Source organism: Actinomyces slackii (assembly GCF_900637295.1).
Classification (GTDB): domain Bacteria; phylum Actinomycetota; class Actinomycetes; order Actinomycetales; family Actinomycetaceae; genus Actinomyces; species Actinomyces slackii.
On the sequence record NZ_LR134363.1, the window covers coordinates 2,882,273 to 2,901,707 of the forward strand.

At 67.2% G+C, this 19,435-nt stretch carries 24 protein-coding genes; 13 read left to right on the forward strand and 11 right to left on the reverse strand.

Annotated features, from left to right (window positions below; translation table 11 throughout):
- Positions 1-105 precede the first annotated feature (105 nt).
- From EL266_RS11870 to EL266_RS11890, 5 genes are all read right to left on the reverse strand, one after another.
- Positions 106-1,389, reverse strand: a complete 1,284-nt coding sequence (locus EL266_RS11870) for an LCP family protein (RefSeq protein ID WP_232012031.1) — start codon at positions 1,387-1,389, stop codon at positions 106-108.
- A 195-nt stretch (positions 1,390-1,584) separates the two neighbouring features.
- Entirely contained in the window at positions 1,585-2,742 is a 1,158-nt protein-coding gene (locus EL266_RS11875; protein ID WP_026427995.1) for a branched-chain amino acid aminotransferase, read from the reverse strand.
- 164 nt (positions 2,743-2,906) lie between these two features.
- Positions 2,907-3,950: a 3-isopropylmalate dehydrogenase gene (locus EL266_RS11880; RefSeq protein ID WP_026427996.1), complete on the reverse strand. Its 1,044-nt coding sequence runs from the start codon at positions 3,948-3,950 to the stop codon at positions 2,907-2,909.
- Between the two features lie 126 nt (positions 3,951-4,076).
- Positions 4,077-4,649: a hypothetical protein gene (locus EL266_RS11885; protein WP_034515655.1), complete on the reverse strand. Its 573-nt coding sequence runs from the start codon at positions 4,647-4,649 to the stop codon at positions 4,077-4,079.
- Between the two features lie 89 nt (positions 4,650-4,738).
- Complete coding sequence (locus EL266_RS11890) at positions 4,739-6,211, reverse strand: AAA family ATPase (RefSeq protein ID WP_084501152.1); 1,473 nt, start codon at positions 6,209-6,211, stop codon at positions 4,739-4,741.
- A gap of 221 nt (positions 6,212-6,432) precedes the next feature.
- On the opposite strand from EL266_RS11890, the gene EL266_RS11895 reads away from it, so the two are divergent.
- The 9 genes from EL266_RS11895 (at position 6,433) to EL266_RS11930 (ending at position 12,020) form a co-directional block, all read left to right on the forward strand.
- On the forward strand, positions 6,433-6,663 hold the full coding sequence (locus tag EL266_RS11895) for a hypothetical protein (RefSeq protein WP_026427999.1): 231 nt from the start codon (positions 6,433-6,435) through the stop codon (positions 6,661-6,663).
- Positions 6,660-7,145, forward strand: a complete 486-nt coding sequence (locus EL266_RS11900; protein ID WP_026428000.1) for a hypothetical protein — start codon at positions 6,660-6,662, stop codon at positions 7,143-7,145. The genes EL266_RS11895 and EL266_RS11900 overlap by 4 nt, the downstream gene beginning before the upstream one ends.
- The gene (locus tag EL266_RS11905; RefSeq protein WP_034515657.1) at positions 7,142-7,444 is read left to right on the forward strand and encodes a transcriptional regulator; all 303 of its coding nucleotides are present in this window, start codon (positions 7,142-7,144) and stop codon (positions 7,442-7,444) included. The genes EL266_RS11900 and EL266_RS11905 overlap by 4 nt, the downstream gene beginning before the upstream one ends.
- 123 nt (positions 7,445-7,567) lie before the next feature.
- Positions 7,568-8,728 (forward strand): ImmA/IrrE family metallo-endopeptidase, encoded by a 1,161-nt coding sequence (locus tag EL266_RS11910; RefSeq protein WP_026428002.1) that lies wholly within the window; start codon positions 7,568-7,570, stop codon positions 8,726-8,728.
- Positions 8,725-9,213, forward strand: coding sequence for a DUF4411 family protein (locus EL266_RS11915; RefSeq protein WP_026428003.1), 489 nt, complete (start codon positions 8,725-8,727; stop codon positions 9,211-9,213). The genes EL266_RS11910 and EL266_RS11915 overlap by 4 nt, the downstream gene beginning before the upstream one ends.
- 213 nt (positions 9,214-9,426) lie before the next feature.
- A complete protein-coding gene (locus tag EL266_RS13915) occupies positions 9,427-9,552 on the forward strand; it encodes a hypothetical protein (protein WP_269471440.1) in 126 nt (41 codons plus the stop codon).
- A 390-nt stretch (positions 9,553-9,942) separates the two neighbouring features.
- Positions 9,943-10,455, forward strand: coding sequence for a helix-turn-helix domain-containing protein (locus EL266_RS11925; RefSeq protein WP_051281439.1), 513 nt, complete (start codon positions 9,943-9,945; stop codon positions 10,453-10,455).
- Positions 10,456-10,760: 305 nt separating this feature from the next.
- Positions 10,761-10,928, forward strand: coding sequence for a hypothetical protein (locus tag EL266_RS13445; protein ID WP_156907662.1), 168 nt, complete (start codon positions 10,761-10,763; stop codon positions 10,926-10,928).
- 27 nt (positions 10,929-10,955) lie between these two features.
- Positions 10,956-12,020 carry an IS630 family transposase gene (locus EL266_RS11930; RefSeq protein ID WP_126412021.1) on the forward strand — a complete coding sequence of 355 codons (1,065 nt, stop codon included), beginning with the start codon at positions 10,956-10,958 and terminating at the stop codon, positions 12,018-12,020.
- On the opposite strand, the gene EL266_RS11935 is transcribed toward EL266_RS11930, so the two are convergent.
- From EL266_RS11935 to EL266_RS11960, 5 genes are all read right to left on the reverse strand, one after another.
- Entirely contained in the window at positions 12,017-13,033 is a 1,017-nt protein-coding gene (locus EL266_RS11935) for an IS481 family transposase (protein ID WP_126412354.1), read from the reverse strand. The two genes, EL266_RS11930 and EL266_RS11935, sit on opposite strands and share 4 nt — an antisense overlap.
- 375 nt (positions 13,034-13,408) lie before the next feature.
- Positions 13,409-13,765 (reverse strand): HepT-like ribonuclease domain-containing protein, encoded by a 357-nt coding sequence (locus EL266_RS11945; RefSeq protein ID WP_026427068.1) that lies wholly within the window; start codon positions 13,763-13,765, stop codon positions 13,409-13,411.
- Positions 13,755-14,066, reverse strand: a complete 312-nt coding sequence (locus EL266_RS11950) for a nucleotidyltransferase family protein (RefSeq protein WP_084500801.1) — start codon at positions 14,064-14,066, stop codon at positions 13,755-13,757. Before EL266_RS11950 ends, EL266_RS11945 begins: the two co-directional genes overlap by 11 nt.
- Before the next feature lie 72 nt (positions 14,067-14,138).
- Entirely contained in the window at positions 14,139-14,840 is a 702-nt protein-coding gene (locus tag EL266_RS11955; protein ID WP_026427069.1) for a DNA alkylation repair protein, read from the reverse strand.
- Positions 14,841-14,878: 38 nt separating this feature from the next.
- Positions 14,879-15,229: a hypothetical protein gene (locus EL266_RS11960; RefSeq protein ID WP_051281217.1), complete on the reverse strand. Its 351-nt coding sequence runs from the start codon at positions 15,227-15,229 to the stop codon at positions 14,879-14,881.
- A 131-nt stretch (positions 15,230-15,360) separates the two neighbouring features.
- Between EL266_RS11960 and EL266_RS11965 the strand changes: the two genes are divergently transcribed.
- Entirely contained in the window at positions 15,361-16,092 is a 732-nt protein-coding gene (locus EL266_RS11965; RefSeq protein WP_026427071.1) for a helix-turn-helix domain-containing protein, read from the forward strand.
- On the opposite strand, the gene EL266_RS11970 is transcribed toward EL266_RS11965, so the two are convergent.
- The gene (locus tag EL266_RS11970) at positions 16,026-16,424 is read right to left on the reverse strand and encodes a VOC family protein (RefSeq protein WP_026427072.1); all 399 of its coding nucleotides are present in this window, start codon (positions 16,422-16,424) and stop codon (positions 16,026-16,028) included. The two genes, EL266_RS11965 and EL266_RS11970, sit on opposite strands and share 67 nt — an antisense overlap.
- Before the next feature lie 724 nt (positions 16,425-17,148).
- On the opposite strand from EL266_RS11970, the gene EL266_RS11975 reads away from it, so the two are divergent.
- Genes EL266_RS11975 through EL266_RS11985 form a run of 3 tightly spaced genes read left to right on the forward strand, consistent with a single transcriptional unit; the run spans position 17,149 to position 19,044 of the window.
- Positions 17,149-17,391, forward strand: coding sequence for an AbrB/MazE/SpoVT family DNA-binding domain-containing protein (locus EL266_RS11975; RefSeq protein ID WP_034514947.1), 243 nt, complete (start codon positions 17,149-17,151; stop codon positions 17,389-17,391).
- On the forward strand, positions 17,388-18,299 hold the full coding sequence (locus EL266_RS11980; RefSeq protein WP_026427073.1) for an ABC transporter ATP-binding protein: 912 nt from the start codon (positions 17,388-17,390) through the stop codon (positions 18,297-18,299). The genes EL266_RS11975 and EL266_RS11980 overlap by 4 nt, the downstream gene beginning before the upstream one ends.
- Positions 18,300-18,324: 25 nt before the next feature.
- On the forward strand, positions 18,325-19,044 hold the full coding sequence (locus tag EL266_RS11985) for an ABC transporter permease (protein ID WP_034514948.1): 720 nt from the start codon (positions 18,325-18,327) through the stop codon (positions 19,042-19,044).
- The last annotated feature ends 391 nt before the right edge of the window (positions 19,045-19,435 follow it).

A 19,435-nucleotide genomic window follows, 5' to 3' on the forward strand; every position in this document is an offset into this window, starting at 1 on the left:
ACACAACCACCATGCGACGAGCGCGCCGCAGGCGGGTCTGCCTGAGACCGGTCCTCACCGCATCGGCTCGGGGCGGGCTGGGGACAGGGCGGCCTGCGGGGATCCCTAGTTGACGGTCGCCGGCAGCGTCTCGACGGCCTGGGGATTGGCCTCCAGGTACTCCTCGACGCTGTCGGAGGCGTAGGCCTCGAACAGGGGCTTGGCCCCGGCGTCATCGAGCAGCACGATGGACTGGCCATCAGGGGACGTGGAGGTCCCCGCCACCGGAGCGGTCATGAACCGGATGTCATGGCCGCGCATGTCGCGCATGCTCCAGGCCAGCGATTGCATCTTGTCCACTGTTAAGCCCTCGTCGATGGCGACGGTGCGAGTGGCGGTGGACAGGAAGGAGTAGAGCTTGGTCGGGCTGGACATGGTGCCGTTGCTCAGGACCTGACGAACGATGGCGCGCATCCAGGCCTGCTGGCGCTTGACCCGGTCGAAGTCGCCTCCCGGCAGGGAGTCGCGCTCCCGCGCATAGGCCAGGGCCTGCTTGCCGGTCAGGCGCTGAGCGCCCGCCGGGAACTGCGTGCCGGCCAGAGTCTGGGGGTGGGTGAGCTCGATGCTCACCCCGCCGATCTCATCGGTCAGGGCCGTGAAGGACTCGAAGTCGGCGATGGCGAAGTGATCGATGTGGATGCCGGTGAGGGACTCCACCGTCTGGATCGTCAGGGTGGGGCCGCCGTATGCGAAGGCGCCATTGATCTTGCCCTGGCCGTGCCCAGGGATGTCCACCCAGGTATCGCGCGGGATGGACATGACGGCAGCGCCCTGGCGATCGCCCCTGATCTGCATGATCATGATGGCGTCCGTGCGCTGGGCCCCGACCTCCCACTGGGAGGCGTCGCCGGCGCTGATGCGCGAATCGGTGCCCAGGATGAGGATGTTGGTGGCCGGCTCACTATCGCCGTCGGTCTTCTGGGCGGGGGCCCGGGAGGGCAGGCCGGCGAAGGGGTCGGAGATCGTCTCGATGCCCGAGCCCAGCGAGTGTCGCACCCACAGGGCCGCACCGGCCACCGAGGCCACCAGGACCAGGACGAGGACCAGGGCGGAGACCAGAGCCGCCCTCGTCCCTCGACGCATGCGGGTGCCGCGGCGGTGGCGGGTCTGAGCGGCCCCGCTCGGGAGCCCCGAGGCCGCGCGCTCGGCGGTCGCATCGCCGGTTGTCGCATCGCCGGCTGCGGCGTTATCGCCCGCGACGTCGGCGCTCTCAACGCTGTCAGCGCTGTCAGCGCTGTCAGCGCTGTCAGCGCCCCGCATCTCCTCCAGCGGGAGCTCGTCGATGGGATCGGCGACGCCATCGCCCATGGCGTAGTCGTCAGGGAGGTCCAGAGACGGCTTGTCGGTCATAGACATATCGCAGCACAAAAAATCGTGCGTGTCCTGCATCGCCGAGAATCTGGACGACGAACCGTAATACACCGGTTTGGCAATGACAATGAGGGCGCAGGGAGCAGCGTCGGCCATCGTCTGCGGGATGCCATGGCCCCGAGCATGCGACGGCGCGCCCCGACCGCAGGCCGGTGGGCGAGGCGCGCCGGTGAGTCAGGCCAGGCGGTACATCCAGTTGTGGGGGTCGGGCAGGCGCCCGTACTGGATGCCGGTGAGATGGGCGTGGATCTGGCGGGTGACCTCGGTGCCGGCGATCTCGACCTCGAAGCCCTGGCCCGCCAGACGGCCGATCGGCACCACCACCGCCGCGGTCCCGCAGGCGAAGACCTCCGCGACACGGCCCGACTCGATGCCCGCCAGCAGGCTCTCCAGACTGATGGTCTCCTCCACCACGCGCCGGCCCTCCTCCCGCAGCAGGGTGATGATGGAAGAGCGGGTCGAGCCCTGGAGGATCGTGCCGGTCAGTTGCGGGGTGCGCACGGTGCCGTCGGCGTCGACCACCATGATGTTCATGCCGCCGAGCTCCTCCAGGTTGAGCCCGGTGGCGGCGTCCAGGAAGCAGACCTGATCGCAGCCCCGCTCCTGCGCCTCCTGCTGGGGCAGCAGGGAGGAGGCGTAGTTGCCGCCGGTCTTGGCCGCGCCCGTGCCGCCGGGGCCCGCGCGGTGGAACTCGGCGCTCACCCAGATGCTCAGGGGCTCCAGGCCGTGGGGGAAGTAGTTCCCGGCCGGGGAGGCGATGAGGTAGTAGTCCACTGCTCGGGCCGCCCGCACACCCAGGAAGGGCTCACTGGCGAAGGTGAAGGGGCGCAGGTAGAGGGACTCGCCGTCGCCGGAGGGGACCCACGGCTCATCAGCGCGCACCAGGTCCACCAGGGAGGCGACCAGGTCCTCCTCGGGGAGCTCGGGCAGGGCCATGCGGCGGGCGGACAGGGCCATGCGCGCGGCGTTGAAGCGCGGACGGAAGGTCCACACCGAGCCGTCGGCGTGCCGATAGGCCTTGATGCCCTCGAAGACCTCCTGGCCGTAGTGCAGCACCGCCGCCGCCGGGGAGACGCTGAGATCGCCGTAGGGAATGACCTCGTGGCTGTGCCAGTCCGACTCCGGGCTCCAGCGGGCGTGAGCCATGTGGTCGGTGAAGGCCACTCCGAAGCGCAGCTCGGCCAGGGCGCGGGCGCGCTGCTCCGGGGAGGCGGCGTGCTCGTGACGAGTCAGGGGGAAGCGTCCCGCCAGGGCGTCGGCGTCGGGGACCGGCACGGAGCCGGCCAGGTCCAGGGGCGTGGGCGGGGCGTCATGCTGGGGGGCCGTCGTCATGACAGCACCTTACCGCCGGCGCCGGGCACGAGCGCCGGCTTCTCGCGATCCGGAGGGAGGGATGGGCGGGGCGAGTGAGGCCGGGCACGGGGGCCGGGACGCCGGCGGGACCGATCCGGCGTCCCGGGGCGACGGCCAGGCGGCGTCTGCCCCGGGACCCGATCTCAGGCGCCCAGGGCGGCGACGATGGCGTCGCCGATCTCGCTGGTGGTGCGGCTGCGGCCCTCGGAGCGTGCGGCCATGTCGGCCTCGACGGCGGCCTCGACGCGGCGGGCCTCCTGGGTGTGGCCCAGGTGGTCGAGCATGAGGGCGACCGCGGAGATCGTGGCGGTGGGGTCGGCGATGCCCTGGCCTGCGATGTCGGGGGCCGAGCCGTGGACGGGCTCGAACATGGAGGGGAAGGTCCGGTCGGGGTTGATGTTGCCCGAGGCGGCCAGGCCGATGCCGCCGGTGACGGCGCCGGCCTCGTCGGTGAGGATGTCGCCGAAGAGGTTGTCGGTGACGATGACGTCGAAGCGCCCCGGGTCGGTGACCAGGTAGATGGTGGCGGCGTCGACGTGGGCGTAGTCGATGGTGACCTCGGGGTACTCGGCGCTGATCGCCTCGACGGTGCGGCGCCACAGGTGGCCGGCGTTGACCAGCACGTTGTGCTTGTGGACCAGGGTCAGGTGCTTGGCGGGGCGGGCGTCGGCCTTGGCGAAGGCGTAGCGGACCACGCGCTCGACGCCGAAGGCGGTGTTGACGCTGACCTCGGTGGCGATCTCCTGGGGGGTGCCCACGCGCACCGCTCCCCCATTGCCGCAGTACAGGCCCTCGGTGCCCTCGCGCACCACGAGGAAGTCGATCTCGCCGGGATCGACCAGGGGCGTGGGCACGCCCGGGTAGTACTTGGAGGGACGCAGGTTGACGTAGTGATCCAGGGCGAAGCGCAGGCGCAGCAGCAGCCCCCGCTCCAGAACACCGGAGGGGACCGAGGGGTCGCCGACGGCGCCCAGCAGGATGGCGTCGTGGCCCTTGATGGCCTCGAGGTCCTCATCGGTGAGGGTGTCCCCGGTGCGGTGCCAGCGCTCGGCGCCCAGGTCGTAGTGCGTGGTGGACAGCTCGATGCCGCTGCCGGCCAGCGCGGTGCCCAGGACCTTCAGGCCCTCGGGCACGACCTCCTTGCCGATGCCGTCGCCGGGGATGACTGCCAGATCGATCGTCGTCATGGGCCCAACCCTAAGGGCAGCCGGCCCACCCCGGGAGCAGGTCTCAGATCCTGGCGGGGCGCTGGGGTGCAGTGCGGGTGGCTGCGGGTAGAAGAGTGAGGCTGCTACCGCCTGCAGCCAGTCGACTCAGCCCCGTTCATCCGCGCGGATGCGATCCTTGTACCAGGGACGGACTGCCAGAACGGCTTCTCGCATATCCGCCTCGAGTCGCTTCCACGCCGCCAGCTGGCTCACGGTGCCGGAGATGTTCAGGTCACGGAGCAGCCGGCGGCGCTCTCGTTCGAAGTCCTTCTTTGGGATGGAGCCACCTGGGTCGCAGAGAGCCTGGCGCAACCGATCCTTGGGATCGGCAACCCCCTCCAGTGACGACTGTTTGAGGCCCTGACGCGCAAGTCGGCCTCGCTGCTCCGGATCATCCAAGAGCCCGGCAAGGGCCCAGGCCTCGGTCGCCACCACAGGGACGACAGGGACCACCTGCCCATGTTCGCCTTTCTGCTCCTTTTCCTGCTCCTCGCGCCAATCCTCCGAGCCATCTTTGATCTCGCTGATCCTGGCTTGAATGCCGGCACGGTCAGCGTCGTGATGAACAAAGACGATGTCATAGACATCAGAATCCGCCTCGCGCAGGAGCCAGGCGAACTTGTCTTTTGTTGACCCACCGAGCCTTGGGACCTCGAACTCCACCTCATCACTCGTCATTCGGATGAGGAGCTTGGTCAGTGGCTCCTCGAGAGCGTCGTCGGAGGTGCCTTCGCGAAGCAGGCAGCAAGCCCAGTTTTTATTCCTTGTCACCCGTCGATCTCCCACTCCTGAGGACTGGACAGGTACACGGAGAGCTGACCACGCGAGACGGGGCGGGTCCCACGCCCCTCCTCCCAGCCCTCCGCCCGCCAGGTCCCGGGCAGAGGCCTGAACACAGCATGCTCCTCCAGTCCGCCGCCAGGCGCGGCCCTCTTGGCCCGTACGGCGCACACGATGTCCTCGGGGCGACGATCAGCGATCTCCCGGACCACGTACGGCGAATGGGTGTTGACGACGACCTGGCGCAGCGCATCCCCCTGGGGCTCAGACATCCTCCGGAGCAGATCGAGCAGGGCATGCAAGCGCCCCGGATGCACGCCGTTCTCGGGCTCCTCGAGGAAGATTGCCCCGGAGGGCTGCGTTGTCGTCGCCAGCGCCCCAAGGACCAGCATGCGCAGGGTCCCGTCGGACAGAGCACGGGCCGGCAGTAGCGGACCATCTCCCGCCTGAGCGCGCAGCTCCAGGAAGTCCCCATTGCGCACCACGTCGAGATCGCGCAGATCGATAATCTCCCATAGAGCATGGCGAAGCGCGTCGTAGACCTCGCGGCCCTGTTCCTCGGCCTGCGCGTTAAGGAAGGCCGCCAGATGGGCACCCGATCCCTCCAGTTCCCCGGGAGCGTCAACACTGTCCATGGCACGGATAAGGCTTGGCTCCAGAGCGATGAAACGCCAGGATTCCAGCTCAGCTGCCGCCTGGCCGGGAACCGTGCCTCGCGCGCCATGGGACAGCACTGTGCGATCAAGCTCATCGAGGAGGTAGTCGTCACTGACATGCATGGAGGCGAGGCTCCCATCGCCAGCATCAAGATCGACCACTGATGCTTTCATGCCCATGGCATACATGGAAGCCCCTGGCCCCAAATCTTGCGGCTCGCCATCGGCGTCAAATCCCACCGGTAATTCGGTGGTGTCGATATATACTCGCCCCTTGCCGGGCCGAGGATCTGCAACTCCGGCGAGCGGCTCGGGCAGGCTCCTGGTGGACGAGGTCAGCCGCTCCGAGACCAGCCTGATCGGCCTGGCACGCTTCCCCTGGTAGCTCGTATCGACCCTCAGCTCAACCTCATAGCGCAGGCATTGATCAGGCAGGGTTGTTGAACGCCCCCGATTGTCCCTCACCTGAGAAGGGATCACCATCTCCGCCGCCAGCCTCAGGTTCTCCTCCCCCGCCAGAACTGCGGCGCTGAGCACCGACTCCTGGGTCGCCCGCTGCCCCGACGCCGGTCGGACTGAGGCGATGGCCTCGCGGAAGGTGCCGCTGGCGAGGTGGGAGAGGAACTGGATGGCATCGAACAGGTTGGACTTCCCCACTCCGTTCTGTCCGGCGATGCAGGTGAACGGTCCGAAGTCCACGACGACGTCACGAAGGTTCTTGAACCCCGACACCTCGAAGCGTGTGAGCACAGCAACCCCCTTCCCCGGTGCCCGAACGTGAGGCTCCTGCGCGCAGGCTAGCAAGGCTCTCGCAGGCAGGCGAAGACGCCGGGCCGGGAGCAGGTCTCAGATCCTGGCGGGGCGCTGGGGTGCAGTGCGGGGCGGGGCTCCCGTGGGGCGCGTCCCGCCGTCGCCGTTCGCCGGCACACTCTTCGCGAAAGTACTTGTCATCTTGGAAAGTACTTACTACACTGGGAGTCATCGAGGAGCTCCACTCCCCGACCCACCCTGACCAGGAGCCCGACATGACCACCGCACCTACCATCAGCTATCGCCCCGCTTGGGTCGACCACCTCCAGGGCCCCATCGGGCACACCCTCCTCGCCCTGGGCGTCTTGTCCCAAGTGGCGCTGATCGTTCTCGGCATCGCCCTGTGGCGCCTGCCGATCGCCGGTGCCGGACTTGCCGGCCTGCTCGAATTCGCCGTCATCTACGTCATCATCCGGCACGTCACCACTCAGGAGGCAGCATCATGAGCGAACACAACCAGAACGATCAGCACCCTTGGCCCATCGGGGAGGCGCCGTCGGCCGATCTCGATGCCGAGCAGGCCCGCGAGCTGCTCGCGCAGGCGCAGCGGCTGGACAGCGCCACGCGCTCGGGCGCGAGCCTGGTTCCCAGCGCCTTCCTGCTGGCCCTGGGGGCCCTGTGCTCCATGTTCGTGGTCACGATGCACCTGGTGATGCTCACCGATGAGCGCCTCGTATGGCTGGCGCTGACCGCATTCCTGCCGTGGCTCGCGATCCTCCTTGCCGCCATGACCACATCCATCCGGTACGTGAAGGTGGGCTTCGGCCGACGCTGGGCGCAGACGATGGGCGCATGGGGCATTCTGTGGGCGGTCACCATGTTCGGCACGACCCGCCTGTGGAAGGGCGAGGTCTGGTTCGTCATCGTCTCGATCGCGGCCCTGACCGCGCTGACCACGTGGGGCGCATGGCGGGAGGTCCGCAGATGAGCGACGGGCAGCACCCCCGCCATCAGCTCCACGAGGCACTCATGCACCCGGTGCGCTTCTCCCTGGCGGCCTCACTGGCGGCCGCCGAGGAGATCGACTTCCCAACCCTGCGCGACACCCTCCAGGTCTCCGACTCCGTGCTGAGCCGGCAGGCCTCCCAGCTGGAGGGCCTGGGAATCGTGCGCATCCGCAAGGGCTACGTCGGCAAGCGACCGCGCACCTGGATGTCACTGACCAAGGAGGGCCGCGGCGCCTGGCAGGCCCACCTGTCAGCCCTGCGCGCCATCGCCGGGGAGTGAGGCTGGCGGCACTCTCCCTCATCGTCTAGACCAGCGAGTTCTTCTCCCAGGCACCTGCTAGCCTGGTGATCACGCTCCGGGTATAGACCCCACAGGAGCGCACGGAGAACGAGGAGTCACGGGATGGCGACTGTCAGGGTGGACGTCGAACCTGGCCTCTTGCAATGGGCCGCCTGGAGGGCAGGCTGGGACAGGCGTGGCACCCCCAAGACGTACGAGAAACTGTTCCCGCAGTGGGTCAGCGGGGAGAAGAAGCCGACCTTCAACCAGCTGGAGGCCTTCGCCAAGGTTACTCACGTCGGCCTTGCCACGTTGTTCCTTCCAGAGCCGCCCACGGAGGATCTGCCCATTCCTGATATGCGGACCCTGGGCAATGAGGAGCTGTCGCAGCCCTCCGGCGACCTTCTGGACATGATCTATATCTGCCAGAACCGCCAGGACTGGTACCGCGACTATGTTGCGAACAACATTGGCGAGGGACCGGAGTTCGTTGGATCGCTCACGACCGCCGTCAGCACCGACGAGGCTGCCACCAGAATACGTGAATCACTTCATGTCGATGCTTTGCGCGGCCGACGATTCTCCAGCGCCTCCAGTGCCCGGAGGGCATTGATCGAGCGGATGGAGGAACTCGGGGTCCTCGTCATGGTCAGCGGCGTCACAGGCGAGAGCAACAAGCGGACGCTCCAGGTGGAGGAGTTCCGGGGCTTCGCCCTCGTCGACCGCCTGGCTCCGCTGATCTTCATCAACGGCAATGACTCCAAGACCGCCCAAGTCTTCACCCTGGTCCACGAGTTCGCTCACGTGTGGCTCGGTGGCTCCGCGCTGTCAGATGCGAGCCCTTTTGCCGTACAGGCCCCCGATGCCGAGCGATGGTGCAACACCGTCGCCGCAGACGTCCTTCTCCCCCAGGAGGCACGCGATAGCGCCCTCACCCTGCTCGATGATTCCGACCTGCTCCGACAACACGCCGCAGCCTACGGGGTCAGTTCCCAGGTCCTGCTCTGCTCGTTGCGCGACCACGAGCAAGTGGAGCGTACGCGATTCATCGCACTCCTAGAGCGCGAACAGGACAGAAGCGCCGAGTACGTGGAGAAGACGAGCACGAGCAGCGGCGGAGATTACTACGCGACACAGCGCTACCGACTCGGCCTGCCCTTCATCCACGCCGTTGTCGCCAGCGCCCTTGAAGGACAGACCCTGTACCGGGACGCCTATCACCTCCTCGGCACGAAGAAGCACTCGACCTTCACTCGATTGAAGGAGGAGGCGCGTGTGGCATGACCTATCTCTTGGACGCGAACGTCTTCATCCAGGCGAAGAACTCCTACTACTCCTTCGACCTAGCACCTGGCTTCTGGGAATGGCTGGAGCACGTTGAAGCCACCGGGCAAGCGTGCAGCGTGCAGGCCGTCTACCGGGAGCTTGTCGCCGGAGGGGACGACTTGGCAGCATGGTCGAAGAATCACAGCCCTTTTTTCATCCTACCCGACCAGAGAACTGCCTCCCAGTTTCAGCGCCTGACAAACTGGGCGAACTCTCAGAGTTTCAAGCCCTCAGCCTTGAGCGCGTTCACATCATCGAACGCAGACTTCCTCCTCGTCGCCCACGCCGCCGCTTACAATCTGACTGTCGTGACTCATGAGACTGCTGCCAGCGGAAGTCGAAAACGAGTCAAGATCCCGGATGCCTGCAAAGCCCTCGACGTCCCTTGGTGCAACACCTTCACCATGATGCGCAACTGCGGCGCCCGATTGGTGCTGGCCTGAGAACACATCGCATCCATGTGCGAGGCTGGATAAGACACCCCCGGTCTTGACCCTCCCCCGGCACCGCGCACGCGATGCCATGACAAAGGTGACCGTCTCCCCCATGGCCTCCGCGGTCAAGCGCGACAGTGCTCCTCCGACCCAGTGTGCGCCAGTCGTGCTCCCCAGGACCCGGAGGACTTCCTCCATGGAGCGGCTTGCCACTGCTGCGTCATGGCCTCGGAGACCTCCTGCGAGCGCGCCAACCACTTCCTGGGCCGGCGGCTTGTCGTCCCTCTGCCCGGCGAGTTGGAAGGGAAGCCCTTCGCTGACCCGGCCTTCATACGCGAGCACTCCTGACTGCGCAGGGTGAGGCGGTGCGCCTGCTGGGAGCGGAGCTCAGCGGGTCGGAGGCTCGTCGTCTGGCCGACGCCCTGGAGGCCGGGGAGACCGTGGGCCAGGCACTGCGACTGCTTGGCGGAAGCAGGCGCCAGCAGGCTGCGGCCCTATTCGTGTCAGGCGCGTCCGGGCCGATGCTGGCAGGTGCCCCACCCAGCACGACCTGCTGAAGACTCGTTCGCCCCGTCCTCAGCGGCCACCCGCAAGAGGGCCAGCATCGTGACGCCCCCAATCCTGTTGTCGTTTGACAACAGTGCTGGCGGTGACTCATCCTAGTTCCAGGAGCGCTCAGTCGCCGGCGCAGCACACAGGCACCGCTGCCACTGAGAGCGCCCCCTGAGGAGCCCCATCATGAACCTGTACGAGATGACCTTCCACGTAGAGCACGTTGACGACAGCCTCGTTGACACGCTTATCGACGACTACGACGGAACCGTCGGAACCGATCACACCGGCCACGAGTTCGTGACCGTCCTGGGCAAGGGCGCCAGCTTCGACGTCGCCGCCCGCACTATGGTCACCGAGCTTCAGTCCCTCGGGCTGCGCCTGCTGCGCCTGGTCCCTGACCTGGTCACCCGACCTGAGATCGCCTCCCGGCTGGGCGTCACCCGGCAGGCAGTACAGAACTGGACCTCCGGCAAGCGTCAGAGCGGCTTCCCACTGGCGGTTAACCCAGTCGGTGGCGGCGTGTGGTCCTGGCACGACGTCTGGGACTGGGCCATCACCCACGGGCACGCAGTCGAAAACGACGTGCGCTACCCCAACCAGGCAGAGGTGGACATCATCAACGCCTGGCTCGAGTCCAATATGACCGCGTCCTCGATCTACTTGGCGTCAAGTGTCGGAACCCGTATCCCCGCTTGAAGGTCAGGGCCCAGGCCACCGGGCCGAAGACCTCCGCCTGACTGCGAAGCAGGGCCAGGTCCGATACTCACTCCCCGCCCAGGGCCGGTGACAGTGCTGGATCGCAGACGATCTTGCCCGGATCATGCACCGCCCCCATCGCCGTCGATCCACCGGCGGTTCCACCCCAGCCGCCACCGCCTCAGAAGAGCCTCGCCCAGTTGCCTAGCAGAGCCTCGCCCAGTTGCCTAGTAGGCACAGGAAAGCACCTCTATTCCGCTGATCTTGGAGACGGAACTCGCGTTGTCGATACGCTGCTTGACGACATGCTCACCGAGCTTCCTGCTGTTGCCATCGAAGGAGCGAAGGGCGTGGGGAAGACCGTCACAACCAGCCGCCGCGCTCGCGCCATCCTGACTCTCAGTCTGGTCGACCCAGTTCTATGGCCGAAATTAAACAAAACCGTATTCCGGGGCTTTCTGGGCTGGATATGACGGCACCTTTCGTTGTAGAATTTCTTCATGCACGTGGTTGTGACAGACGAGGAGCAGCAGGTCCTTATCAGGTGGAAGAAGCGAGGTGACTCCCTCATTCTCATCCGGTTGAAAGCTGAGGCTATTCTCTACGCCTCGCACGGCGTTGACCTGGATTTCATTGCGGAGATGGTGGGGCGCACGGTGAGGACTGTTAAGGAGTGGTTGGCGTCTTGGCGTGTCAGCCGTCTGCATTCGGTGGTCACCGGTCATAAGGGAAATCAGAATGCGGCCAAGCTCACCCGCGAGCAGAAGGAGCAGCTCAAAGAGGTTCTGAGCCGGCCACCGTCACAGTCCGGCATCAAGGCGGACTTCTGGGATGTTCCCGCCCTGGCTGACGTGGTGAGGACCAGATTCGACGTGGAGTACGAGTCGGACTCCTCCTACCGGCTGCTCATGCACTTTGCGGGCATGAGCTTCAAGCTGCCCGACCCCTTTGACAAGCGCCGCGACGAGGAGGCCATCACCAAGCGGATGGCCCAGATCCAAGACGAGGTCGCAGACCTCCTGAGCGACGGGTGGGAGGTGTACGCGGCCGATGAGGTGCGCGTGGAGCACGAGGCTGAGACCCGCCGCATGTGGTTGCCCCAGGGTAAACGAACGAAGATCTACGTGGACCGCACCCGCAACGCCTGCTCCTTCTTCGGCGCACTGTCCCTGAGATCCAAGAAGGTCAAGGTCTACCCCATCGAGGGCAACCAGAACACCGAGAAGATCCTCTCCTGCCTGACTCGCCTGGTGCGCGAGACCGATAACGACAAGATCGCCGTGGTTCTCGACAATGCCGGGTTCCACCACGCCAAAGCGCTAAGAGAGCAGCTTCAGCCCGGAGGCCGGCTCGAGAGCCTCAAGCTCATCTACCTGCCGCCCTACGCACCCGACCACAATCCGGTCGAGCACGTCTGGAACACCGCCAAAGGCACAATCGCGAACATCCAGAGAGACACCCCCGAGGAGACCTACACCGCATTCATGGGCTACATCAACACCCGCACCTTCGACTACGACTTCGAACACCTCCCAAACATCACGCCAGCACACGATCTTGTTTAATTCTGGCCATAGCTGTACTTCCCCGTGAGGTTGTGTACGCGTTGTGATGGGGTTTGGCCTCCGATGCCGGTGTGGGGTCGGTGGTGATTGTAGTGGTGGAGCCAGTCGTTGTAGGCGGCGGCTCGCTCGGCCTCGTTGGTGTAGGGCCTGGCGTAGGCCCACTCGGTGGCCAGGGTGCGGTTGAAGCGCTCGACCTTGCCGTTGGTCTGGGGGCGGTAGGGGCGGGTGTAGCGGTGCTTGATCCCGGTGTCCTGGAGCAGTTGGTTGAATGCTGCGGAGCGGTAGCAGGCACCGTTATCGGTCATCACGGCGCTGACACCCACCCCCAGGTCCGCGAAGAACGCGCTGGCGCGCCTCCAGAAGGCGGTTACGGTCTCCTTGCGCTCATCGTCGAGGATCTCGCAATACGCCACCCGGGAGTAGTCGTCCACGGCGTGGTGGAGGTAGCGGTAGCCGCGTGAGGGGCTGGCGCCCTTCCTGGCGGCGCGGTCGCGGGCCCGGCCTGAGGATTTGTCGGCCGCCGAGCCGCGCCCGTGGGCTCTCCACCCGCCTCCTTGTGGGATGCGGCCGAGCTTCTTGATGTCGAGATGCACCAGCTGCCCGGGGCGCTTCTTCTCGTAGCGCGCCGGTGCCGGGTGGCGAACAGGCAGCCCGGTGGCCTGGTCGATGTGGGCCAGTAGGGGCATGCGGTAGCGCGACAGGACCCGCCCGACTGTGGAGCGGTGCAGATTCAGGTGATAGGCGATCCTGTGCTCTCCCCAGCGGCGCGTGAATCTCATAGCGATGATCCGCCGCTCGGTCTTGGAGGGCAGGCGCCCCGGCGAGGTGGAGGGTCGACTGGAGCGGTCGATCAGCGCCTCGCCGGCCCGGTAGCGATCGGCCCATCGCTTGACGGTGGCCGGGCTGACCTGTAGGCGCTCAGCGACTCGCCGCAGCGGCCAGCCCTCCTCGACGACCAGAACAGCGAGACGTCGACGCCCCTCAGGCGTCAAAGGCGAGTTAGCGTGGACCATGAGGGCCTCCGGTTCAGTGATGCGAGCATTGACAACCCACATCCTGCCGGAGGCCCTCACTCACCACCCACCCCGTTCACAACCTCCCAAGGAAGTACATCTAGCGGCTCGACTCATGGGGATCGGGAACCAAAGTCTCCTTCAGGACGAGGGCCAGCAGATCTCGTCCACCGCAGCAACCTGGTTCGGCGCACTGTTCGAGTCGCTCGCCGTCCAGTCAGTCCGAGCCTCCACTGAGGCTCTCGGGGCACAGGCCGGGCACCTGCGCACCAAGCGGGATGAGCATGAGGTCGACATCATCTCCGAGGCCTCAGGCATTCTGGTCGCAGCCCCGAAGGTCGGGCTCGCCGACACCGTGCAGGACCCGGTGGCGCGTCACCCCAGGGACCCGTCAGCCTCGTCGAGCAACTGCTCCAGCAACGCGGACAGCCCCGGGAGCCTACTCGTCACCGCATCCCAGACCAGGCGGTCATCGACGTGGCCATACTCGTGGACGATGATGTTCCTCATCCCAACGACCTGGTCGATCACAACGATGCGCACTGCCACATCCGGATCCGCCCGCCGGATCCGATTCAGAGCCTCACCCAGGATCTCGATCTGCCGCTCCACCGCGGACCTTCGCATCAGGTCGCCTGCGAACTGGTCGTAGCCGACACCAGCGGTGAACCCTACTGCGGCCCGGGCTGCCTGCAGCGCATCCCACAGGTGAGCCGGTGTCTCAGGCCGCATAGACGTCCTCCGCGGTTGCTAGCGCCGATGCACGAAAGTACGGGTTCCGAACAGCATCAGCAATCACTAGGTCGACGGATCTACCGGTCAATCGAGATAGGTCCGCCTGAAGCCCCAAGTAGTCCGCCAACCGATCTCGTCGATCCGGCAGAAAATCCACGAGAAAGTCAAGATCGCTCTGATCAGGATCGAAGCACTCAGTGGTCGCCGACCCAAACAGGCGCAACCGAGCCACGCCATGCTCCTGACACACACTGGCCAGGAGCGAGGCACTCGGCAACCGAGCCCTGGATCCACTCATTGACAAAGTGTCTCAGACTCCAGGCCTCTGGCACCACAACCTGACACTCCCCGTCCCCCTCCCTTGCGCGCATCACAGGTGCTTGAGGGCCTCGCGCCGGCTCAGCGGGGACAGGCTGGGATGAGCCTGGACGAAGGCGCGCACCCAGTCGCCGTCCGTGCGGGCGTAGTCGCGCAGGGCCCAGCCGATGGCCTTGCGGATGAAGAACTCGCGGTCCTCCTGGTTGGCCTCGATGACGTCGGTCAGCAAGGCGAGATCGGTGTCCGCCTTGTGCTGGAGCTGACAGATGATCGCGCTGCGCCGCACCCACATGTCCGCGTCCGCCGCCCAGGCCCGCATCCGGGCGGCCGCGGCGGGGTGCGCGCGCATCACGAGCCCGACGGCATGCGAGGCCTCATCAACCAGATCCCACCACGCCCCGGTGCGCACACAGTGCTCGTAGAGCGCCAGGGACTCCATGCGGCTGGCGTGCGGAGCCGAGTGCTTGGAGCGGATGATGGCCAGGGCCGCATAGCGCTCCTCGCGGTGGGTAGCTCCGTCCCACAGGCAGCACAGGGCGGTCTGCCAGGTCCCTGGGTCGCGCCACAGGTCGGGGTGGGCGGCGGCAGCCCGCTGGGCGATGCGGCGCGCGACCGGGACGCTGACGCCGTGCATGGCCATCTCGGACTTCAGGTAGGCGCGCTGCTGGGCGGCCCTAGCCGGGTCACCTGCCGCAGCCAGCGCCTCACGCAGGCCGGCGATGAGGCCCTCGACTGCCTCCGGTGCAGTGCTCATGCACCCACCTTACGCGCCTCGCGCACACGCCCCTGGTCTCACGGCCTGGACTGCCGGCGCTTGGCCGGGGCGGGCAGCGCGTCGGCGACGGCGGCCAGAAGGTCGCGCACGTCGTCGGGCCGCTCGCGCAGGAACGTCAGGTCCATCAGCCAGTAGTCCTTGGCGCCCGGATACGGCGGTACCAGGCGGGCGATCCCGTCGAAACGGTCGTCCACGCCCGACCGTTTGATGTAGACACCACCGTCCCCGACCATCCCCAGGGGCTTGTCGTCCACGTAGACCATCCACGCCCCAAACATGGCGCGCGCCCGCACCTCCAAGGGCTCCAGGGTCTCAAGGAGCTCGTCGACCAGGGCCTTGTCCGCCGCCTTGTCCTCATCGCTCGACACGGCGCCTCCTTTCTCTCGCGGCCTTGACGCCCCACAGTAGAACCGCCGCCCTCGGGGGTCTTGGACGCGACGGCCACCAGCGGCGCCGCGGCGCCCGCCCCGGTGGCCGGGAGGCGTGCCAGGATACGGGCATGTTCTCCGAGTCGGTTCTGGGTCCGGGCGCCGTGCTGTGGCGGTCCTGCGACGCCGGCCCGTCGCCGATCCCCGCCGACGGCTGCGTGGACCTCATCGCCGCCGGTGACCGCGTGTGGATCTGCGGGCCCCAGACCCGGTGGCTGCGCTCTGCGGGGACGGACTCTGAGGGGATGCTCGGCCTGCGGCTGTCCGCCGGGACGGCGCTGCGCCTGCTGCCCACGGACCTGCCGAACCTGCGAGACCGTTCGGTCGACCTGGGCGCAGCGCTCGACGGCGCAGCCGGCCAGCACGCCGCGCGTCTGCAGGACCTCATGGTGCGGGCACGCGAGTCACCCGCGCCGCAGGTACTCCTCACTCCCCTGCTGGAGCCGCTCGGCGCCCCGCAGCCGTGGACGGCCCTGGTGGACCGGGCCGCGGGCGCGGGGCTGGCGTCCGCGCAGGTGGCGCAGCGGCTGGAGTGCTCGCAGCGATCGCTGCGCCGCCGGATGCTCACCGCCTTCGGCTACGGCTACACCACGCTGGTGCGGATCCGGCGCGCCGAGCGCGCTCGCAGGCTCATCTCGTGCGGGACTCCCCTGGCGCAGGCTGCGGCTGAGGCCGGTTACGCCGACCAGTCCCACATGTGCCGGGACTTCGCGCGCTTCGCCGGGATGAGCCCGGGTCAGCTGGCGGGCAGTGCGGCGAAGATGTCGACAGCATTGCCGTCCGGGTCCAGTACCGTGGCATAGCGCTGCCCCCAGAAGGCGTCCCAGGGCCTGACCGCGCCCTCGTAGCCGGCATCGGTCAGCCTGGCGAAGAGGGCGTCAACATCCTCGGGGCGCTCCTGGCGGAAGGCCAGGGCGATGCGATGCCCGCCCTCAGGCGGCACATAGCCGGGATGGAAGGAGCGGATGACCTCCACGGTGTCCCAGGCGAGTACCGTGCCGTCGGCCAGGCGCGCGTCCACGTGCCCCTCGCCCTCCACCCCCTCAGCGACGGGCACCCCCAGGGCGCGGTAGAAGGAGAGCGAGGCGGCCATGTCTCGGGTGACGATCCCGATGAATCCCAGTGTCAGTTCCATGGGATGAGACTGTAGTGAGCCCGGCGCGGCCCGTCTTGGACGGAACGGGCATCGAGGGTGCAGCCGGCATCATTGACTCCTGGCACGCCAGGCACCGGCCGGTTGCGTCGAGCACGGCCCGCAGCCCGTTGGAGTCGGTGCCGTGGGTGAGGACAACTGCGTCGATGCCCTCGACGGCCCGAGCGAGGTCGGTCTTGCACATTCATTCCTGGGCCGCCTCGGACTGCCCGTCTGGGAATCCGCATGATTCTGCGGATCTTCCTCCCATACCTCCTGTGCTGCACAAGGATGAATGTGCATGAGCGACGCCGACGCACATTCATCCCTGCTGACGCAGACACTCGCCAGGACAGATCGTTGGAATTCCAACGATTCCCCAGGCGGGGGTGCAGGATGAATGTGCAACACCGGGCTCGTCACCGTCCAGCGCCGCAAGCGCACCAGCAACGCTACCCATCTCCTTACCCGCTCGGCGAGCAGCTCGACCGTGCGCGCCCCTGGGCTCGCTGCTCCCGGGCGTCTGTCAGTGGGACACGGCGAGACGCGCGCGTTCTGCACCCGTCTGACCGGTAACCAGGCCACTGCCACCGGTCGATGCGGCGAGCATGTGGCCGTGCGCCCGTCCCAGGGACCTGAACCGCACACACGCTCCAGCACCCCAGAGCCCTTTGGGTACTACTAGTACAACTAGTCATACTTGTCGCACCTGAGATACCATGGTCCCATGGAACCTCCAGAGGGAACCCCGCCGCCGGGGAAGTTCGCCGCCACCGTCACCCTGGGAGAGAAGGGCCAGATCGTCATCCCCAAAGGGGCCCGGGACCTGTTCGGCATCAAGCCCGGGGACATGGTTCTCCTCCTGGCCGACTCCGAGCGCGGCATCGCCATCATGCCGCCCGACCTGTCCGCCCAGGTCATCACCCACACCCTGGACACGGTCGGCAAGCCGCGTACGGAGGAGTCATGAGCGCCATCTCATGCCAGAACCTCACCCACCGCTTCGGCGAGCTCACCGCGGTCGACACGGTGAGCCTGGAGGTGGAGGACAACGAGATCTTCGGCGTGATCGGCCCCAACGGCGCGGGCAAGACCACGCTCCTGAGCTGCCTCGAAGGCCTGCGCAAGCCCACATCCGGGATGATCAAGGTCCTGGGCCTCGACCCGCTGCGGGATGAGCGCACCCTGGTGGAGCGCACCGGCATCCAGTTCCAGCAGGCCGCGCTCCCGCCCCGCCTGAAGGTGGGCGAGGCGCTCGAGCTCTTCTCCACCTTCTACGACCGCTGCCTGCCGTGGCGCCCGCTCCTGGAGCGGCTCGGCATCGCCGCCAAGGAGAAGTCGTACGTGACCAAGCTGTCCGGGGGTGAGCGCCAGCGCGTGTTCATCGCCCTGGCCCTCATCCATGACCCCGAGCTCCTCTTCCTCGATGAGCTCACGACGGCACTCGACCCGCAGGCACGCCTGGCGATGTGGGACGTGGTCCGCGACATCCGTGAACGGGGCAAGACGGTGGTGCTGACCACCCACTACATGGAGGAAGCCGAGGCCCTGTGCGATCGGGTCGCCATCATCGACCACGGCCGGCTCATCGCCTGCGACACCGTCCCGGCTCTCATCGCCGCCCACGGCGGGGACACCTGCCTGCGGCTGTCACTGAACGGGCCGGCGCCTGGCTCCCTGGCCTCCATCGAGGGAGTGACCACGGTGGAGCTCGATGGCGCCACGACGGTGGTGCGCGGCTCCGGCTCCTTCGTCCAGAACGCGCTGGCGCACCTGACCAGCGCGGGGGTCGACGTCACAGACATGTCCACCAGCTCACCCGGCCTGGAGGACGTCTTCCTCAACCTCACCGGACGCACAATGAGAGAGGCACACTGATGCGCGCTACCGGGCCCTGGTCGTCATGCTCACCCGCTCATCCCTGCGCGAGCCGGCGGGCCTGTTCTTCACCCTCATCTTCGCCCCTATGCTGGTCATCATCTTCGGGCTGATCTTCGGCAATGATCCCGCGCCGCAGTTCGGGGGCCGCGGCTTCGTCGACGCCGTGCTGCCGGCCTGCGCCTGCCTGGTGGTGGCGATGACCGGCGTCATGCTCCTGCCGGTCGCCCAGCTCCAGCTCCGCGAGAGCGGGGCCCTGGCACGACTGCGGGCCACGCCGCTGCGAGCGGGGACCTATGTGGCCGCGGATCTGAGCGTCACCTTCCTCATCAGCATGGCCGGCGTGATCCTGGCGCTGCTGGCCGGGATGATCTGCTTCGGCGCCACCCCTCAGGGGAATCCGCTGCAGATCCTGGCCGCAGTGGCCCTCGGGCTGGTGGCCTTCCTGGCCCTGGGCTACACGCTGGCCGCCATCTACCCCTCCTCGCGCGCCGCTACCGGCATCGGCAACGGCCTGCTCATCGTGCTCATGATGTCCTCCGGGGCATTCATCCCCACGGCCGAGCTGCCCGCGGGAGTCCAGCGCATCATGGGCTACTCGCCGTTCTACTACCTGGTCGATCTGGTGCAGGGAATGTGGAGCGGGGAGCCATGGTCCCACCATGGCCTGGCCACCGCGGTCCTGGCCGGCATGATCGGGATCTTCGGCGCCCTGGGAGCGCGGCTGCTCACGTGGAGCGATTAACGCACCGCCGCAGCACGAGCCCACCGAGCCCGGGACGGCACCCCCTGCTCTCCCTGGGATCATGCGGAGCTGCGGCGAGTGACCCAGGCCCGCCGCTCTTCGCCCGGCATCGCGACACCCCTGGACCATGAGCTGCGCCGCAGCGCGCCAGCGGGCCGCGGTCGTCACCGATGCGGGCGGCAGTGACTGAGCGCGCTGCAAGGCTCAGAAGGTACCGGAGCGGGCGCCGCGATCCGCATGACTCCGCGAGCCTCCGCGCCCGGCTCAGCCCACGGAATCAAGCGCCTTGCTGAGGCGCTGAAGGATGCCGGGAAGCCGCTGGGTCACTGCCAGCCAGAACAGGTCATCGTTCATGTCCCGGTATCCTGCGTGTGCGGCAATATTGCGTGTT

Bases quoted from the DNA above. Each gene is read 5' to 3' on its own strand.
- EL266_RS11870 (WP_232012031.1), bottom strand. From the start codon at position 1,389: ATGACCGACAAGCCGTCTCTGGACCTCCCTGACGACTACGCCATGGGC.
- EL266_RS11875 (WP_026427995.1), bottom strand. From the start codon at position 2,742: ATGACGACGGCCCCCCAGCATGACGCCCCGCCCACGCCCCTGGACCTG.
- EL266_RS11880 (WP_026427996.1), bottom strand. From the start codon at position 3,950: ATGACGACGATCGATCTGGCAGTCATCCCCGGCGACGGCATCGGCAAG.
- EL266_RS11885 (WP_034515655.1), bottom strand. From the start codon at position 4,649: ATGACGAGTGATGAGGTGGAGTTCGAGGTCCCAAGGCTCGGTGGGTCA.
- EL266_RS11895 (WP_026427999.1), top strand. From the start codon at position 6,433: ATGACCACCGCACCTACCATCAGCTATCGCCCCGCTTGGGTCGACCAC.
- EL266_RS11900 (WP_026428000.1), top strand. From the start codon at position 6,660: ATGAGCGAACACAACCAGAACGATCAGCACCCTTGGCCCATCGGGGAG.
- EL266_RS11905 (WP_034515657.1), top strand. From the start codon at position 7,142: ATGAGCGACGGGCAGCACCCCCGCCATCAGCTCCACGAGGCACTCATG.
- EL266_RS11910 (WP_026428002.1), top strand. From the start codon at position 7,568: ATGGCGACTGTCAGGGTGGACGTCGAACCTGGCCTCTTGCAATGGGCC.
- EL266_RS11915 (WP_026428003.1), top strand. From the start codon at position 8,725: ATGACCTATCTCTTGGACGCGAACGTCTTCATCCAGGCGAAGAACTCC.
- EL266_RS13915 (WP_269471440.1), top strand. From the start codon at position 9,427: ATGGCCTCGGAGACCTCCTGCGAGCGCGCCAACCACTTCCTGGGCCGG.
- EL266_RS11925 (WP_051281439.1), top strand. From the start codon at position 9,943: ATGAACCTGTACGAGATGACCTTCCACGTAGAGCACGTTGACGACAGC.
- EL266_RS13445 (WP_156907662.1), top strand. From the start codon at position 10,761: ATGCTCACCGAGCTTCCTGCTGTTGCCATCGAAGGAGCGAAGGGCGTG.
- EL266_RS11930 (WP_126412021.1), top strand. From the start codon at position 10,956: ATGCACGTGGTTGTGACAGACGAGGAGCAGCAGGTCCTTATCAGGTGG.
- EL266_RS11935 (WP_126412354.1), bottom strand. From the start codon at position 13,033: ATGGTCCACGCTAACTCGCCTTTGACGCCTGAGGGGCGTCGACGTCTC.
- EL266_RS11945 (WP_026427068.1), bottom strand. From the start codon at position 13,765: ATGCGGCCTGAGACACCGGCTCACCTGTGGGATGCGCTGCAGGCAGCC.
- EL266_RS11950 (WP_084500801.1), bottom strand. From the start codon at position 14,066: ATGAGTGGATCCAGGGCTCGGTTGCCGAGTGCCTCGCTCCTGGCCAGT.
- EL266_RS11955 (WP_026427069.1), bottom strand. From the start codon at position 14,840: ATGAGCACTGCACCGGAGGCAGTCGAGGGCCTCATCGCCGGCCTGCGT.
- EL266_RS11965 (WP_026427071.1), top strand. From the start codon at position 15,361: ATGTTCTCCGAGTCGGTTCTGGGTCCGGGCGCCGTGCTGTGGCGGTCC.
- EL266_RS11970 (WP_026427072.1), bottom strand. From the start codon at position 16,424: ATGGAACTGACACTGGGATTCATCGGGATCGTCACCCGAGACATGGCC.
- EL266_RS11975 (WP_034514947.1), top strand. From the start codon at position 17,149: ATGGAACCTCCAGAGGGAACCCCGCCGCCGGGGAAGTTCGCCGCCACC.
- EL266_RS11980 (WP_026427073.1), top strand. From the start codon at position 17,388: ATGAGCGCCATCTCATGCCAGAACCTCACCCACCGCTTCGGCGAGCTC.
- EL266_RS11985 (WP_034514948.1), top strand. From the start codon at position 18,325: ATGCTCACCCGCTCATCCCTGCGCGAGCCGGCGGGCCTGTTCTTCACC.